This is a genomic window from Pseudomonas ekonensis (genome assembly GCF_019145435.1).
Lineage (GTDB): Bacteria > Pseudomonadota > Gammaproteobacteria > Pseudomonadales > Pseudomonadaceae > Aquipseudomonas > Aquipseudomonas ekonensis.
In genome coordinates, this window is the sequence record NZ_JAHSTS010000001.1 from 2,614,114 (window position 1) to 2,626,919 (window position 12,806).

The window sequence follows — 12,806 nt, forward strand, 5'->3', positions numbered from 1 at the left end:
TCTCAGGGCGATCAACGTTACCCTTGCATCGCAAAAAATCATAATAAAGAGAGAGTCGCCATGTCACAGAGCGCCGCAGCTGTCCAGGCCATCGCTGACGACAAAAATGCCGTCTACAAACGCATCACCCTGCGTTTGATCCCCTTCATCTTCATCTGCTACCTGTTCAACTACCTCGACCGGGTGAACGTCGGCTTCGCCAAGCTGCAGATGCTCGACGCGCTGAAATTCAGCGAAACCGTCTACGGCCTCGGCGCCGGGATCTTCTTCATCGGCTACGTGCTGTGCGGCGTGCCGAGCAACCTGGCGCTGACCAGGTTCGGCCCGCGGCGCTGGATCGCCCTGATGATGATCACCTGGGGCACGCTGTCGACTTGCCTGCTGTTCGTCACCACCCCGACCCAGTTCTACACCCTGCGCCTGTTCACCGGCGCCGCCGAAGCCGGGTTCTTCCCCGGCGTGGTGCTGTACCTCTCGCAGTGGTTCCCGACGTTCCGCCGCGGGCGGATCATGGCGCTGTTCATGTCGGCGATCCCGGTGTCGGGCCTGCTCGGCAGCCCGTTCTCCGGCTGGATCCTCAACCACTTCGCCGCAGGCCAGGGCGGCCTGGCCGGGTGGCAGTGGATGTTCCTGCTGCAGGGCATTCCGACCGTGGTGCTGGGGGTGCTCGCGTACTTCCTGCTCAGCGACAGCTTCGCCAACGCCAAGTGGCTGAGCCCCCAGGAGCGCAAGGTACTGGAGGCCGACCAGGCCGAAGACCTGGCGAACAAGCCGAAGACCGCCTCCGACTCGTTGGCCGAAGTGTTCAAGAACCCGGCGATCTGGGCGTTCGGCCTGATCTACTTCTGCATCCAGAGCGGCGTGTACGCGATCAACTTCTGGCTGCCGTCGATCATCAAGAACCTGGGCTTCAGCGACAACCTGGTGATCGGCTGGCTGAGCGCGATCCCGTACCTGCTGGCCGCGCTGTTCATGCTGGTGGTCGGCCGCTCGGCGGACCTGCGCAAGGAACGCCGCTGGCACCTGGTGGTGCCGATGCTGATGGGGGCGGCCGGCCTGCTGATCGCGGTGAACTTCGCCGCCAACCCGACCCTCGCCATCCTCGGCCTGACCCTCGCCACCATGGGCGCCCTCACGGGCCTGCCGATGTTCTGGCCGGTGCCCACGGCGATGCTCAGCGCCGGCGCGGCGGCGGGCGGCCTGGCGTTGATCAACTCCATGGGCCAGATGGCTGGCTTCCTGAGCCCGTACCTGGTGGGCTGGGTCAAGGACAGCACCGGCTCGACCGACGCGGCGCTGTACCTGCTGGCGGCCGTGATCGTCGGCGGCAGCCTGCTGGCGCTGCGCATGACGCGCACGTTGCGGGCGTAATCCGCGAGCGATGCGCAAACGGCCCTTTCGGGCCGTTTTTCATGGGCGAACCATCGCCTTTGGGAGACAGAGCCGCCATCACGCACTCAAGCAACCCCCGCTTTCGCATCCAACTCGATCACCAGCCCGCCGGGCATCTGCACAAAAATCTGCCAGATCCCGTCCTCCGGCACCTGCGCCACCTGATACGGCAAACCGCTGGCCTGCACTCGTTTGAGCACGAGCGCCGCGTCGTCATCGGTGCGAAAGGCAATGTGGCTCAGCGCCGTTTCCTCCCGCGAAGGCTGCTCGATCACATGCACCACCGCCTGGGCATCCTGGTACAGCCAGCGGCCAGGAAACGGGAACGGTGGCCGCCTCCCCGGCTTCAGTCCCAACAATTTATCGAAGGCGTCTTGCACCGCTTGTCCGTCCGGCGTGCTGAACGCCAGGTGATCGAAATGCCAGGTCATAACAATCCGCCTCCGTCGACGTCGATGATGCTGCCGCTGATGAAGCCGTTTTCCATCGCCAGCATGAACGCGGCGGCCAGGTCCTGCGGCGTGCCGATCCGGCCCACCGGCAATGCCGCCGAGGTGCGTGCGAACATCGCCGCACGTTGGCTTTCGTCCATGCCGGCGTAGGCTTCGGTGTCGGTCACGCCGGGGCTGACCACGTTGACCCGGCGCGGCGCCAGCTCCTTGGCCAACTGTTTGGCCAGCGCCTCAAGCGCTGCGTTCAGGGTGGTCTTGACGAACTGCCCGGCCACGAACTTGCGCGACAGCAGACCGGACGTCAGGGTGATGCTGCCCCGCTCGCTCAGGTACGGCAGCGCTTGCTGGATCGAACGCACCGCGCCCCAGAACTTCACGTCGAACGCCTGTTGCGCGAGCAGCAGGTCACTGTCGGCCAGGGGCTTGGCGCCGACGTTCGGGCCTGCGGTGATCACCAGATGATCGAAGGCGCCGATGCGTTCGAACAATTGGCGCAACGACGCGTCATCGGTGATGTCGGCGGACGCCTGACGGACATCGCCGGTGCCGCCGGCATCGGTCCGTCGGCCGACTGCGTAGACACAGGCGCCGCGCGCGGCGGCGCCGGACGCGACGGCGGCACCGATGCCGCTGCTGCCGCCGATGACGACGACGGTCTGGCCGCGCAAGGAAGATTCGAGTGGTTTCATGACAGTGGCTCCGCTGGGCTTTAGGAGATTCCATATTCACGGGTTGCCAATCGAAGAAAAATCCCGGTAAATCGGAAGGATCTTTAAAGGATTTTTACCAATGAGCTCGATACTCGATCTGGAGATCTTCGTCCGCACCGCCGACTCGGGCAGCATTTCCGCCGCGGCCCGGACACTGGAGCTCACCCCGGCGGCCGCCAGCATCGCGCTGAAGCGCCTGGAGACGCGCCTGGGCATTCGCCTGTTCGCCCGTTCCACCCGCAGCATGCGCCTGACCGAAGAAGGCCGGCGCTATCTGGACAGCGTGCGCCTGGCCCTGGCCACGCTGGCCGAGGGCGAGCAGGCGCTCAAGCAGCAGACCGAAGGCTTGAGCGGCGTCCTGCAACTGGCGGCGCCGTCGGACTTCGGGCGCAATGTGCTGTTGCCGTGGCTGGATGACTTCAAGCGCGAACATCCGCACATCCAGTTGCAGTTGCTGCTCAACGACCGTCACGCGGATCTGTTTCGCGAGACGGTGGACGTGGCGCTGCGCTTCGGCGTGCCCAGCGATTCGACGCTGGTGGCGTTGCCGATCCTGCCCGACCATCGTCGCGTGGCCTGCGCCAGTCCCGCCTACGTGGAGCGCCACGGTTCGCCGCAACACCCCGGCGAACTGAGCGGGCACAGCGCTCTGCTCTACCTGCGCAACGGTCGGCCGTACAACATCTGGCGCTTCAGCCGCGGCGACGAAACCCTGGAGGTCGAAGTCCGCGGCGACTACTTGAGCGACGACGGCGAAGTCGCCCGGCGCTGGGCCTTGGCCGGCCACGGGGTCGCCTACAAGGCCTGGCTCGACGTGGCCGACGACGTGCGCGCCGGCCGGCTGGTGACGCTGTTCGACGACTGGCAAGGCGAAAGCGTGCCGTTCAATCTGCTGTGCCCGCACCGGGTGCAGGTGTCGGAACGGGTCAAGGTGCTGCTGGCGTTCCTGCGCGAACGCTGCAAAACGTTGAGCCGATAATTCACTTTGCCGCGCCGGGGGCTTCTGGTATTTGATGGAGGCTTTCCCACCGGCAAAAGGAATTCGGCATGAGCTATCGCACTTTGGGGCACTCGGGGCTGCAGGTGTCCACCCTCACCCTGGGCACGATGATGTTCGGCGAGCAGACCAGCGCGGAAGATTCGCTGCGCATCATCGACAAGGCCTGGGACCAGGGCATCAACTTCATCGACACCGCCGACGTCTACACCAACGGCCGCTCGGAAGAGATCGTCGGCGAAGCCATCGCCCGCCGTCGCCACGAATGGGTGCTGGCGACCAAGGTCGGCTTCGGCCCGGCGGACGGCGTGCCGAACCGCAGCGGCTTGAGCCGCAAGCACCTGTTCAATGGCCTGGAGGCCAGCCTGACCCGGCTCGGCACCGACTACCTCGACATCTATTACCTGCACCGCGAAGACCACAACACCCCGCTGGAAGTGACGGTTTCGGCCATCGGCGACCTGATCCGCCAGGGCAAGATCCGCTACTGGGGCCTGTCGAACTACCGGGGCTGGCGGATCGCCGAAGTGGTGCGCGTCGCCGACAAGCTCGGCGTCGACCGCCCGGTGATCAGCCAGCCGCTGTACAACATCGTCAACCGCCAGGCCGAAACCGAGCAGATCACCGCCGCCCAGACTTACGGCCTCGGCGTGGTGCCTTACAGCCCGCTGGCCCGTGGCGTGCTCAGCGGCAAGTACGCGCCGGACGTAACGCCGGATGCCAACAGCCGTGCCGGGCGCCAGGACAAGCGGATTCTGGAGACTGAATGGCGCGTGGAGTCGCTGCGCATTGCCCAGCAGATCCAGCAATACACCAAAGAGCGCGGGGTCGGCATTGTCGAGTTTGCGATTGCCTGGGTGCTGAACAACGGCGCGGTAACGTCGGCGATTGTCGGGCCGCGTACCGAAGCGCAATGGGATGCCTACACCAAGGCCCAGGCGGTGAAGATCACGGCCGAGGACGAGGCGTTCATCGATTCGCTGGTCACGCCTGGGCATGCCTCGACGCCGGGGTTCAACGATGTGAGCCATTTCGTGTCGGGACGCCGGCCGCGTTCGGCCTGAGGGCTGTTTGAAGCCATCGCCAGCAGGCGGTCTCCTACAGGGACTCGGGTGAATGCGGGTTCTGCGGTCATCTGCAAACAAGGTGGGAACCAGCCTGCTGGCGATGGCGTCCGCCAGGTCGCCGCAAGGCAACATCAAGGAATCTCTCCCCCGGTTTTTGTGCTTATCTTCACGATGTGGGAAATATTGAGCACTCGGGCAATATTCAGCACAAAAACCACGTATCCTGCGCGCCCCGTTTGACCTGCAACCCGCGAGGACAGTTTGGCTAAAGGTATCGCTCTCTCGGTGACGGCTTCGACGCTGTTTGCCGTCATGTATTTCTACACCTCGTTGCTCAGCCCGCTGAGCGGCGTGGAAATCTACGGTTGGCGGATGCTGCTGACCGTGCCCTGCATGACCGTGTTCATGCTGCTGTCCGGCGAATGGCGTCGGGTGGCGGAACTGCTGCGCCGGTTGGCCGGGCAGCCGAAGCTGATCGGCGGCCTGGCGCTGTCGTCCGCCCTGCTCGGCGTGCAGTTGTGGCTGTTCATGTGGGCGCCGCTCAACGGCTACAGCCTCGATGTGTCGCTGGGCTACTTCCTGCTGCCGCTGGCCATGGTGCTGACCGGCCGGATCGCTTACGGCGAGAGCCTGTCGTACCTGCAGAAGGTCGCCGTGTTCTTCGCCAGCCTGGGCGTGCTCAATGAGCTGTATCAGGTGGGTGGTTTCTCCTGGGCGACGCTGGTGGTGGTGGTCGGCTATCCGCTGTATTTCGTGCTGCGCAAACGCCTGAAAACGGACAACCTCGGCGGCTTGTGGGTCGACATGACCCTGATGCTGCCCGTGGCCTACTGGTTCGTGCGGGGCGGCGAGCAAGGCTTCGGCGTGTTCGACCAATACCCGGCCCTGGCCTGGCTGATTCCCCTGCTCGGCCTGATCAGCGCCTCGGCGCTGGTGGTGTACATCATCGCCAGCCGTCTGCTCCCGTTCAGCCTGTTCGGCCTGCTCAGCTACGTGGAGCCGGTGCTGCTGCTGGGTGTGGCGCTGCTGCTGGGCGAAAGCATCAAGTCCGGCGAATGGCTGACCTACATCCCGATCTGGATGGCGGTGATGGTGCTGGTGTTCGAAGGCTTCAAGCACCTGATGCGCCAACGCCGCCCATAAGCCCCGCACCAGAGACCTGTAGGAGCGAGCCTGCTCGCGATGGCGTCTTCAGACTCGAATGGATATTGACTGAACGATCGCCATCGCCAGCAGGCTCTCTCCCACAAGGGCATGTGAAGGCATGAAAAAGCCCGGCCTGCAGGATTGCAGGCCGGGCTTTTTTGCATCGGTCGAAGCTTACTCGGTGGTCAGCACGCCACGACGCACCTGGTCACGCTCGATCGACTCGAACAGCGCCTTGAAGTTGCCCTCGCCGAAACCGTCGTCACCCTTGCGCTGGATGAATTCGAAGAACACCGGGCCCATCAGGGTTTCCGAGAAGATCTGCAGCAGTAGGCGCTTGTCGTTCGGCTCCGAAGAACCGTCGAGCAGGATGCCCCGTGCCTGCAGTTGATCGACCGGCTCGCCGTGGTTCGGCAGGCGGCCTTCGAGCATTTCGTAGTAGGTGTCCGGCGGCGCGGTCATGAAGCGCATGCCGATCTTCTTCAGCGCGTCCCAGGTCTTGACCAGGTCGTCGGTGAGGAACGCCACGTGCTGGATGCCCTCGCCGTTGAACTGCATCAGGAACTCTTCGATCTGGCCGGCGCCCTTGGACGACTCTTCGTTGAGCGGGATGCGGATCATGCCGTCCGGCGCGGTCATCGCCTTGGAGGTCAGGCCGGTGTATTCGCCCTTGATGTCGAAGTAGCGGATCTCGCGGAAGTTGAACAGCTTCTCGTAGAAGTTCGCCCAGTAGGCCATGCGGCCGCGGTACACGTTGTGGGTCAGGTGGTCGATGATCTTCAGGCCCGCGCCTTTCGGATGGCGGTCGACGCCTTCGAGGAACACGAAGTCGATGTCGTAGATCGAGCTGCCTTCGCCGAAACGGTCGATCAGGTACAGCGGCGCGCCGCCGATGCCTTTGATCGCCGGCAGGTTCAGCTCCATCGGGCCGGTCTCGATGTGGATCGGCTGGGCGCCGAGCTCCAGCGCACGGTTGTAGGCCTTCTGCGAATCCTTGACCCGGAACGCCATGCCGCACACCGAAGGACCGTGCTCGGCGGCAAAGTACGAGGCGACGCTGTGGGGTTCGTTGTTGAGGATCATGTTGATCGCGCCCTGACGGTACAGGTGCACGTTCTTGGAGCGGTGGGTCGCGACCTTGGTGAAGCCCATGATCTCAAAGATCGGCTCCAGGACGCCGGGCGTCGGCGACGCGAATTCGATGAATTCAAAGCCCATCAGGCCCATTGGGTTTTCGTACAGATCTGCCATGGTTGGCGCCTCATCATTCTTATCAATTAACCAGAGTTAGTTGCCAGTAATGCTGAGACCGCGGGGCGGCGCACAGGAGACGCCGCGCACACTGCGGGCGAGGAAGTCACCGTAGATCAGTTGTAACCCGAATATCTTCATTGTCGACCCAAGGCTCTTGCGGGCGAGGCTTCTGCTGCCAGAAGACGATTATTATTGTATGCGTAACCGGATTCTACACAGCGTAAAACGGATTGTCTGCCCTCTCTATAAAATCCGCCTTTTGCGCGCCGCTGCAAAGGGTTTGTTGCACAGGTAGATCCCCGCCAGGATCAACGCCCCGCCCAGGCACATGGCCGGCGTCAATTGCTCGCCGAGCAACAGGGCACCGAGGATCACCGCCGTCAGCGGATTGAGGGCAATGAACACGCCGGCACGCGTCGCACCGATCTTGCGGATGCCGTCGTAGTAGCCGATGTAGGCCAGCGCCGAACCGAGCACGCCGAGGTAGGTCAGGCTCCACCACTGCTGCGCGCCAAGGTTGGCCAACGCCGCCCAGTCCAGTTCGCCGCGCAGGGCCGCCAGCGCCCACAACATCCCTGTGCCAAGCAGGATGGAGTACGTCACTGTCTGCACCGGACCGAGGCTCCGGCTGAGGCTGCGGGAAAACAGCGAATACACGCCCCAGCCCAGCAGGCAGCCGAAGATCAGCAGATCGCCGATCCAGGCCCCGGGCGATGCCGCCAGCGATTGCGGGTCGCGGCTGACGATCACCGCCCCCGCGCCGGCGATGCACACCGCAATGCCGAGGACTTTCATTCGCCCCAGCCGTTCCTTGAACAGCAGCCAGGACGCCAGACCGATCACCGCCGGATTCAACGCCACGATCAGCGAAGCCCGCGACGCGTTGATGTATTGCAGGCCGTAAAAGAAGCACAGGTTATAGAAGAAGATCCCGAAGAAGCCCAGCACTGCCAGTTGCAGCCATTGCCGGCGGCTCGGCCGGGCCAGCGGAATCCGCGCCAGCCGCACAAAGACCAGCAGCGCCGCGCTGGCCAGCAGGAACCTGAGGCTGGCGGCGAACATCGGGCTCAGGTGGCCGGCCAGCAGCCGACCGGCCACCCAGGTGCCGCCCCAGACCATGGTGACCAGCGCCAGGTTCACGTACACCGGCACGTCCGAAGGCGCCGGACGGGTTTGCTCATAACCGGACATAACACTCCCGAGACAAAGAGAACGGATGCCGTATCATTGGTTCGATTGTTCATCATCGTAAAATGAGTAAAAGCTCATGACCCTGACTCAACTGGAAATCTTCTCGCGGGTGGCCGAACTGCGCGGGTTCACCCTCGCCGCCAATCGCCTGGGCATTTCGCAGTCGGCGGTGTCCCATGCCATGAAGTCGCTGGAGCAGGAACTGGGCGTCGAACTGCTGCGTCGGCACACCGCCCGAGTGGAGCTCAGCGACATCGGCGAACAACTGCTGCTGCGCGCCCGGGCCATGCTCGGGCTGGCCGACACTTTGCGTCAGGAAGCCGCCGATGCCCGGGGGATGAAGCGCGGCACGCTGCGCATCGGCTCGTTCGGCCCGACCTCTTCGGTCACGCTGTTGCCGGGCATCCTTGAGGCGTACCGCCAGACCCATCCGGGCATCGAGGTGCACATCGAAGAAGGGCCGGATCGGCAGGTGATCCAGTGGCTGGAGGAGCGACGCATCGACATCGGTTTCGTGGTATTGCCGCAAGAGCGCTTCGACACGTTTCCCCTGATCGAGGACCGGATGGTCGCCCTGCTCCCGGCCGGCCATCCGTTGGCGACACGGGCGCAAGTGAGCCTCAAGGATCTGTGCGACGACCCGTTCGTGCTCACCGAGGCCGGCTCTTCGGAACTGGTCTGGCGCCTGTTCAGCGCGGCCCGCCTGAGCCCCAACATCCGTTACCGCTGCTCGCAGCTGTTGAGCACGCTCGACGTCGTCAGCCGTGGCGACGCGGTCAGCCTCGTGGCCGAAGGTTCATTGCCTGCGGACACCGCCGCCCGCTACGTGAAACGGCCGTTGTCCCCCGCCGTGCGCCGTCAGGTGGGGCTGGCCGTGCTGGATCGCCGCCAGGCGTCACCCGCCACCCTCGCCTTCATAGAGTCGGCGATCCGGCGCCATCACCCTTGAACGGCACAGGCACCGACAGCCATCTATCATGGGCGTTGACAACTCATTTTCCGGAGAACGCCCTGCATTCAAGGACGGCTCTCCCCCGCGACAGGATGCGCCCATGCCGCTGACCGCCCGATCCCGCCGCAAGCCTGGCACCCGGATCCTCGTGACCTTGCTGTGCGGCTTGCTGCCGATCCTGTCGGGCACCGCCATTCTTTATCTGCAGGCCGAGCGCACCTTGCACCAGAGCGCTGAGCAGACCGCCGACGAAGCGCTGCGTCAGTTCGAACTGATGCTCGACAACACGGCCCAGGCCGCCCGCGAACTGCTGCCTCTGGCCGGCCAGCCTTGCGACACGGCGCAGCTGGCCCTGCGCGAACAGGTCACCCGCCGCCCCTTTGTCCGCTCGACCAACCTGGTGTGGGACAACAACCTTTATTGCAGCTCGCTGTTCGGCCACTTCAAGGAGGCCGTCAACCCCGGCGACTACACCCAGGGCAAGCTATGGCTCATGAACGGCAACCCGGTGACGCCCAACACCGCATTGCTGGTCTATCGGCTGAGCGATGGCCGGAGCGGCGCACTGACCACGCTGGACGGCTATCACCTGAGCAACATCCTGCGCCTGATCGGACGGCAGACCCTGTTGCTGTTGCAAGTGGGCAACAACTGGCTGTCCGCCGACGGCAAAGTGCACCAAGGCGCTCTCCCCCCGCTGCCGGTGGCGCAAAGCACGCTGAACTCATCGCGCTATGCCTTTTCGGTGTCGGCAGGATTTCCCGAGGGCGAGGTGTGGCGTTACATGGCGGACGAATACCCGCCCTTGTTCAGCCTGCTGATCTTTTTCGGCGCGGTGTCCGGCGCCATCGGCTACATCGTGCAGAAACGCTCCACATCACCGAGCCATGAAATGCTCCGCGCACTGGAGGCCGGAGAGTTCATTCCCTACTTCCAGCCGGTGGTCCACGGCGACAGCAAGCAATGGTCGGGAACCGAAGTGCTGATGCGCTGGAACCACCCGAAAGAAGGCCTGGTCCGCCCCGACCTGTTCATTCCCTTTGCCGAGCATTCAGGCCTGATCGTGCCGATGACCCGCTCACTGATGCAGCAGACCGCTGCCCTGCTGGGGCCGGTTTCGCCTGCGTTCGTCACGCCCTTCCACATCGGCATCAACATCAGCGCCCGCCACTGCCAGAACCTGGAACTGGTGCAGGACTGCCGTGAATTCCTCGCTGCGTTCGAGCCGGGCAGCATCCATCTGGTGCTGGAGCTCACAGAACGCGAACTGATCGAGCCCACCGACATCACCCACCGCCTCTTCTGCGAATTGCGCGAAGCGGGGGTGAAGATCGCCATCGACGACTTCGGCACCGGCCACTCGAGCCTGACTTACTTGCGCACGTTCAACGTCGACTTCCTGAAGATCGACCAGAGCTTCGTCGCCATGATCGGCCTCGACGCCTTGTCGCGGCATATCCTGGACAGCATCATCGAACTGTGCGCCAAGCTGGATCTGGGCATCGTCGCCGAAGGCGTGGAGACCGAAGAGCAAAGCCAATACCTGACGTTACATCACGTCAACTTCCTTCAAGGCTACCTGTACGGCAAACCCATGCCGGCGGCCGATTTCATTAACGCATTAACTCACCGTTAATTAGGCGTCCCATCCTTCCCCCTGTGGCCTGGCGCACCAATTTGAAACAAAACAACGCGATTGTTACATGAAGAAAAAGTCAGGATTTACTCTTGCGGCATTAACTACTACAATTTTTCTTACCTGTTGCAAGATAGACAGGTGAGCCAATTATCACCGAGTCGCTTCAAGGCTGACGTCCGAAGGCTTTGTTTGCGGTTGGTATCAGCCAAACACACTATTGGAGTAACGATATTGTCCAGACTCGCTGAATTTCGTGCAGCTGAAAAAGCCCTTCAGGAACAGCTCAAGCAGCTGGAATCGCTGAAGAACGATGCCGGGCTCAAGAAAGAAATCGAATTCGAAGAGAAGCTTCAGGGACTGATGAAGAGCTACGGCAAAGGCCTGAAGGACATCATCGCCATCCTCGATCCGAACCCGGCAAAATCCGGCCTGCAAGTGTCTGCAGCACCCAAGACCCGCCGCGCCCGCGTGGTCAAGGTGTACCAAAACCCGCACACCGGCGAACTGATCGAGACCAAAGGCGGCAACCACCGCGGCCTGAAAGCCTGGAAAGAACAGTACGGGGCAGCCACCGTCGATTCCTGGTTGCGCGGCTGATCTTGCGCCAACAGAAAAAGCCCTGCCGATGCAGGGCTTTTTTGTGGACAATATTTAACAAATGCAACGAATCCCGTCTGAAAAGTTGATCGGCCTTGCGCCTGGCGCACTATGAATTTGCAGCAGGATATTGCCGGCCGACTCGCGGTTATCTTTGTGCTTAATGCTTTCGGGTATCTAAAACGGTGCAGACCGCCCGGTCAGGTTTAAAGTTTCAAGCTGTTTCGTATCGACGCTATTTCGTCCGTGCTCTGTTTGAACATCTCGGCCTCTCCGGCATACGAAAGTACATAGGCCTTCTGAGCGTCGAGCGCAGCGACCAATGTTTGCGACAACACATGCCTGCCGTTTTCGGTGACCGTGCAGGTGGTCTCAAGTGCGGAAAGCGAACCCAGGACGGCTGAGTGGATCCTGTTGCACACACTCTGGTAGCCGCCCTGGAAGAAATCCTTCTGCACCGCTTTGCGCATCTCCAGCAGCACCCCTTGCAGGTTGACTTGATGGCCGGTTTCCACCTGGGTCATGGTCAACTCCATCACCATCACCTGATTCCCTTCGGCGTCGGTCTTCACCCCGCGCTGACGCGATACCTGCGGCGATGTGTCAGGCAGGGCCTCAACCTGCCAGCCGGCGGGCCAGGCGATCTCCGGCGCCTGGGCCACTGCCCCGGTGGCGCACAACGACAAGCCAAGAAAAACGAACAGCGATTTGAACGGTCGGATCATTGCGAAAGACACCGGCAGACTGAGCCGAGCAGTCTGAGCCCCGCCCTGCGGCAGGGCAAGCCTGCACGTGAGGTTTGGCGATGTCCCAAGGCATGCGTATCATTGCGCCATTCACTCGCCCCATTCGTCACGGAGGGCCCATGAGCCTGCACGAACTGAACACTTTCCCCGGCGTGACCGCCACCCCAGACAGCGCAACCCGCAACTTCGTCTTCAACCACACCATGCTGCGCGTAAAGGACATCACCCGGTCGCTGGACTTCTACACCCGCGTGCTCGGTTTCTCGCTGGTTGAAAAGCGCGACTTCCCGGAAGCCGAATTCAGCCTGTACTTCCTGGCGCTGGTCGACAAGGCGCAGATCCCGGCGGACGCCGCGGCCCGCACCGAATGGATGAAGTCGATCCCCGGCATCCTGGAACTGACCCACAACCACGGCACCGAGAACGACGCGGACTTCGCCTACCACAACGGCAACACCGACCCGCGCGGTTTCGGCCACATCTGCATCTCGGTGCCGGACATCGTTGCCGCCTGCGAGCGCTTCGAGGAACTGGGCTGCGACTTCCAGAAGCGCCTGACCGACGGCCGTATGAAAAGCCTGGCGTTCATCAAGGATCCGGACGGCTACTGGGTCGAAATCATCCAGCCGGCACCGCTGTAAAAAGCGCCCCAAAACGAAAAAC

The 12,806-nt window shown here is 62.8% G+C and carries 13 protein-coding genes; 8 read left to right on the top strand and 5 right to left on the bottom strand.

All coding sequences use genetic code 11. The features are described from left to right. The first annotated feature begins 60 nt into the window (after positions 1-60). Complete coding sequence (locus tag KVG96_RS11510; RefSeq protein ID WP_217892176.1) at positions 61-1,371, top strand: MFS transporter; 1,311 nt, start codon at positions 61-63, stop codon at positions 1,369-1,371. Between the two features lie 86 nt (positions 1,372-1,457). Here the strand turns inward: KVG96_RS11510 and KVG96_RS11515 are convergent, their stop codons facing one another. Both KVG96_RS11515 and KVG96_RS11520 read right to left on the bottom strand, forming a co-directional pair. Further along, the gene (locus KVG96_RS11515; protein ID WP_217892177.1) at positions 1,458-1,823 is read right to left on the bottom strand and encodes a VOC family protein; all 366 of its coding nucleotides are present in this window, start codon (positions 1,821-1,823) and stop codon (positions 1,458-1,460) included. Next, positions 1,820-2,533 (bottom strand): SDR family oxidoreductase, encoded by a 714-nt coding sequence (locus KVG96_RS11520; RefSeq protein ID WP_217892178.1) that lies wholly within the window; start codon positions 2,531-2,533, stop codon positions 1,820-1,822. Before KVG96_RS11520 ends, KVG96_RS11515 begins: the two co-directional genes overlap by 4 nt. Before the next feature lie 100 nt (positions 2,534-2,633). Here KVG96_RS11520 and KVG96_RS11525 point away from each other — a divergent pair, with 100 nt between their 5' ends. The 3 genes from KVG96_RS11525 (at position 2,634) to rarD (ending at position 5,761) form a co-directional block, all read left to right on the top strand. Further along, positions 2,634-3,533, top strand: coding sequence for a LysR family transcriptional regulator (locus tag KVG96_RS11525; protein ID WP_217892179.1), 900 nt, complete (start codon positions 2,634-2,636; stop codon positions 3,531-3,533). A gap of 68 nt (positions 3,534-3,601) precedes the next feature. After that, a complete protein-coding gene (locus KVG96_RS11530) occupies positions 3,602-4,615 on the top strand; it encodes an aldo/keto reductase (RefSeq protein ID WP_217892180.1) in 1,014 nt (337 codons plus the stop codon). Between the two features lie 264 nt (positions 4,616-4,879). Beyond that, a complete protein-coding gene (rarD, locus tag KVG96_RS11535) occupies positions 4,880-5,761 on the top strand; it encodes an EamA family transporter RarD (protein ID WP_085633693.1) in 882 nt (293 codons plus the stop codon). A gap of 177 nt (positions 5,762-5,938) precedes the next feature. Here rarD and hppD read toward each other — a convergent pair whose 3' ends face one another. Together hppD and KVG96_RS11545 are read right to left on the bottom strand one after the other, a co-directional pair. Then, complete coding sequence (gene hppD, locus KVG96_RS11540; RefSeq protein ID WP_217892181.1) at positions 5,939-7,015, bottom strand: 4-hydroxyphenylpyruvate dioxygenase; 1,077 nt, start codon at positions 7,013-7,015, stop codon at positions 5,939-5,941. Between the two features lie 246 nt (positions 7,016-7,261). Beyond that, entirely contained in the window at positions 7,262-8,209 is a 948-nt protein-coding gene (locus KVG96_RS11545; RefSeq protein WP_217892183.1) for a DMT family transporter, read from the bottom strand. Between the two features lie 76 nt (positions 8,210-8,285). Between KVG96_RS11545 and KVG96_RS11550 the strand changes: the two genes are divergently transcribed. From KVG96_RS11550 to KVG96_RS11560, 3 genes are all read left to right on the top strand, one after another. Continuing rightward, on the top strand, positions 8,286-9,158 hold the full coding sequence (locus KVG96_RS11550) for a LysR family transcriptional regulator (RefSeq protein ID WP_217892184.1): 873 nt from the start codon (positions 8,286-8,288) through the stop codon (positions 9,156-9,158). 103 nt (positions 9,159-9,261) lie between these two features. Further along, complete coding sequence (locus KVG96_RS11555) at positions 9,262-10,797, top strand: EAL domain-containing protein (RefSeq protein WP_217892185.1); 1,536 nt, start codon at positions 9,262-9,264, stop codon at positions 10,795-10,797. Positions 10,798-11,031: 234 nt separating this feature from the next. Beyond that, positions 11,032-11,397, top strand: a complete 366-nt coding sequence (locus KVG96_RS11560) for a histone-like nucleoid-structuring protein, MvaT/MvaU family (RefSeq protein ID WP_217892475.1) — start codon at positions 11,032-11,034, stop codon at positions 11,395-11,397. Positions 11,398-11,603: 206 nt separating this feature from the next. Here KVG96_RS11560 and KVG96_RS11565 read toward each other — a convergent pair whose 3' ends face one another. Next, a complete protein-coding gene (locus KVG96_RS11565) occupies positions 11,604-12,122 on the bottom strand; it encodes a DUF4946 domain-containing protein (RefSeq protein WP_217892186.1) in 519 nt (172 codons plus the stop codon). A 140-nt stretch (positions 12,123-12,262) separates the two neighbouring features. Between KVG96_RS11565 and gloA the strand changes: the two genes are divergently transcribed. Continuing rightward, on the top strand, positions 12,263-12,784 hold the full coding sequence (gene gloA / locus KVG96_RS11570) for a lactoylglutathione lyase (RefSeq protein WP_085583898.1): 522 nt from the start codon (positions 12,263-12,265) through the stop codon (positions 12,782-12,784). The last annotated feature ends 22 nt before the right edge of the window (positions 12,785-12,806 follow it).

Excerpts from the sequence above, each read along its gene's own strand:
- KVG96_RS11510 (WP_217892176.1), top strand. The coding sequence starts at position 61 with ATGTCACAGAGCGCCGCAGCTGTCCAGGCCATCGCTGACGACAAAAAT.
- KVG96_RS11515 (WP_217892177.1), bottom strand. The coding sequence starts at position 1,823 with ATGACCTGGCATTTCGATCACCTGGCGTTCAGCACGCCGGACGGACAA.
- KVG96_RS11520 (WP_217892178.1), bottom strand. The coding sequence starts at position 2,533 with ATGAAACCACTCGAATCTTCCTTGCGCGGCCAGACCGTCGTCGTCATC.
- KVG96_RS11525 (WP_217892179.1), top strand. The coding sequence starts at position 2,634 with ATGAGCTCGATACTCGATCTGGAGATCTTCGTCCGCACCGCCGACTCG.
- KVG96_RS11530 (WP_217892180.1), top strand. The coding sequence starts at position 3,602 with ATGAGCTATCGCACTTTGGGGCACTCGGGGCTGCAGGTGTCCACCCTC.
- hppD (WP_217892181.1), bottom strand. The coding sequence starts at position 7,015 with ATGGCAGATCTGTACGAAAACCCAATGGGCCTGATGGGCTTTGAATTC.
- KVG96_RS11545 (WP_217892183.1), bottom strand. The coding sequence starts at position 8,209 with ATGTCCGGTTATGAGCAAACCCGTCCGGCGCCTTCGGACGTGCCGGTG.
- KVG96_RS11550 (WP_217892184.1), top strand. The coding sequence starts at position 8,286 with ATGACCCTGACTCAACTGGAAATCTTCTCGCGGGTGGCCGAACTGCGC.
- KVG96_RS11555 (WP_217892185.1), top strand. The coding sequence starts at position 9,262 with ATGCCGCTGACCGCCCGATCCCGCCGCAAGCCTGGCACCCGGATCCTC.
- KVG96_RS11565 (WP_217892186.1), bottom strand. The coding sequence starts at position 12,122 with ATGATCCGACCGTTCAAATCGCTGTTCGTTTTTCTTGGCTTGTCGTTG.
- gloA (WP_085583898.1), top strand. The coding sequence starts at position 12,263 with ATGAGCCTGCACGAACTGAACACTTTCCCCGGCGTGACCGCCACCCCA.